This is a genomic window from Mycobacterium sp. (assembly GCF_035314665.1).
Lineage (GTDB): Bacteria > Actinomycetota > Actinomycetes > Mycobacteriales > Mycobacteriaceae > Mycobacterium.
Genome location: NZ_DATFZD010000385.1, coordinates 1 through 2244 on the forward strand (window position 1 = coordinate 1; position 2244 = coordinate 2244).

4 protein-coding genes are annotated in these 2244 nt (G+C 65.2%); 3 read left to right on the forward strand and 1 reads right to left on the reverse strand.

Going from position 1 to position 2244, the window contains the following annotated elements:
• The 3 genes from VKI00_RS27355 to VKI00_RS27365 form a co-directional block, all read left to right on the forward strand.
• Positions 1-188, forward strand: a 188-nt coding sequence (locus tag VKI00_RS27355) for an SDR family oxidoreductase (protein ID WP_324443818.1), incomplete at its 5' end; no start/stop codon positions are given.
• A gap of 173 nt (positions 189-361) precedes the next feature.
• On the forward strand, positions 362-1060 hold the full coding sequence (locus VKI00_RS27360; RefSeq protein WP_324443820.1) for a crotonase/enoyl-CoA hydratase family protein: 699 nt from the start codon (positions 362-364) through the stop codon (positions 1058-1060).
• Positions 1061-1066: 6 nt separating this feature from the next.
• A complete protein-coding gene (locus VKI00_RS27365; protein WP_324443822.1) occupies positions 1067-1657 on the forward strand; it encodes a TetR/AcrR family transcriptional regulator in 591 nt (196 codons plus the stop codon).
• Positions 1658-1749: 92 nt separating this feature from the next.
• Here VKI00_RS27365 and VKI00_RS27370 read toward each other — a convergent pair.
• The coding region (locus VKI00_RS27370; RefSeq protein WP_324443824.1) for a VOC family protein at positions 1750-2244 on the reverse strand (495 nt) is incomplete at its 5' end.

Sequence of the window (2244 nt, forward strand, 5' to 3'; positions counted from 1 at the left end):
CCCATGATGTCGCCAACGCCGCGTTGTTCCTCTCCTCTGAGCTGGCTGCCCGCATCACCGGTCAGACACTCGTCGTCGACGGCGGCGCGACCATTCAGCAGCTGTGGGGGCTGCCCGCATCATCGATCCCGCCGAACCCGGACGACGCGATGCCGGAATTCATGAAACCTGGACGGTTGGGCAGCTAGCGCCACTCGCGCTGGTGAACCGTCGGCAGGCCTGGCAACGAGCTTCTCCCCTTGAGCACATACGGGGTGCCTCACCGCGCCAACCCCTGCGGTTGAGATCGTCTCTTGCATTTCGTAACCTTGTTCCGTAACGTCGATACAAAACAATAATGCACTACGGCCGAAGGAGTCTCATGAGCGGACCAGTCACCTATCGTCGCGACGAGTCCATCGCGGTGATCACGATGGACGACGGGAAGGTCAATGCGCTGGGGCCGACCATGCTGCAGGCCCTCAACGAGGCGCTCGACAACGCCGATCGCGACGACGTCGGCGCGGTGGTAATCGCCGGCAATCACCGGGTGTTCAGCGGTGGGTTTGACCTCAAGATCTTGAAAGCCGGCGAGGTGCAGCCGGCAATCGACATGTTCAGGGGCGGATTCGAACTGTCGTACCGGCTGCTGTCTTACCCGAAGCCGGTGGTCATGGCATGCACCGGCCCGGCCATCGCGATGGGGGCATTCCTGTTGTGCAGTGGCGATCACCGAATCGCCGCACCGGGATACAACATTCAGGCCAATGAGGTCGCCATCGGAATAGTCCTACCGTATGCGGCCGTGGCGATCATGAAGCTGCGTCTCACGCCGTCGGCTTATCAGCAGGCGGTCGGGCTGTCCAAGGTGTTCTTCGGCGAGATCGCCCTGGCCGCGGGGTTTATCGACGAGATGGACCTACCGGCGGCGGTGCTCAGTCGCGCCGAGGAGGCTGCCCTGGAATTCACCAAGCTCAATCTGGGCGCACATGCGGCCAGCAAGGTGCGCGCCCGCGCCGATGCGCTCCAGGAGCTTCGCGCCGGAATAGAGGCAGTGCCAGCCGAATTCGGTGCCCAGTAGAACTGGATGCCCAGGCCGAAGCAGCGCACCCCAGAGCTTCGCGATCGAGTGCTGCGGGTCGCGGTCTCGACATTGAACCAGGACGGTCTTTCGGGGTTCACTACCCGGCGGGTGGCCGAGCAGGCCGGCACCTCGGTGCCCGCGGTGTACGAGTTGTTCGGCGACAAGTCCGGGCTGGTGCGCGCGGTGTTCTTCGAGGGATTCCGGATGCTTGGCCGCCGGCTGCTCGCCGTGCCCGAGACGGACGACGCGGTCGCCGACGTGCAGCGGCTCATTCCGGTGTTCCGCCGGTTCTGCCTTGACTATCCGGCGCTGGCCCGGGTGATGTTCTCGCGACCCTTCCAGGATTTCGACCCCGGCCCCGAGGAACTCGCGGCGTCGCCGTCGGTGCGAGAGATCTTCGTCAGCAGAATCAAGCGGTGCATCGTTACCGGGCTGCTCACCGGAGACCCGGTCGATATCGCGCACGTATTGCTTGCTCTGGCACAGGGTTTGGCGGTTCAGGAGGGTGGCCGCTGGCTGGGCAAGTCGAAGGCGTCGGTGAACCGGCGCTGGGAGGTTGGGGTGACCGGGATTCTGCGAGGCTTTGCGCGCTGAGGCTCCGGCCGGGCGACGATTCGGCTTCTGGCGGCCTCTGGCCGCAGCTCGTTTGGCTGGACGAAGACTCACCGCGTGTCGCGCACTGACCCCTACATCTGCTGCGCCGGCTTCAGCACGCTGAACACTGCGCCCTGCGGGTCGGTCAAGACAGTCGACCGCCCCACCGACGGGATGTCGAACGGCTCGACCATGACGTGGCCGCCCCCCTCGGCCGCCTTGGTCGCTGTGGCGTCGGCATCGTCGACGGCGAAGTAGACGTGCCAATGGTTAGGTACACCTTGCATCGGCGGTTCCGTGCAGCCGCCGACATCGTTTCCACCGACCTTGAGCAGCGTGTACTTCTGGCCTGGTGCCATCTCCACCGCGGAGTGCGTCAAGCCGACCACGGCCTCATAGAAGGCCAGCGCCGATTCCGGCTTGTCCGTGATCAATTCGTTCCAGATAGGCGCGCCTGACTCGCCGACCAGCGTCGCGCCGATGTGGCGGTTGGCCTGCCACAGCCCCACGGCCGGGCCGGTCGGATCGGCGACGAAGGCCATCCGGCCGGCTTCGCCGATATCGACGGGTGCCATCAGCACCTGCCC

What these genes read in the sequence shown, in the direction of transcription:
- VKI00_RS27360 (WP_324443820.1), top strand. Translation starts at nt 362, where the DNA reads ATGAGCGGACCAGTCACCTATCGTCGCGACGAGTCCATCGCGGTGATC.
- VKI00_RS27365 (WP_324443822.1), top strand. Translation starts at nt 1,067, where the DNA reads ATGCCCAGGCCGAAGCAGCGCACCCCAGAGCTTCGCGATCGAGTGCTG.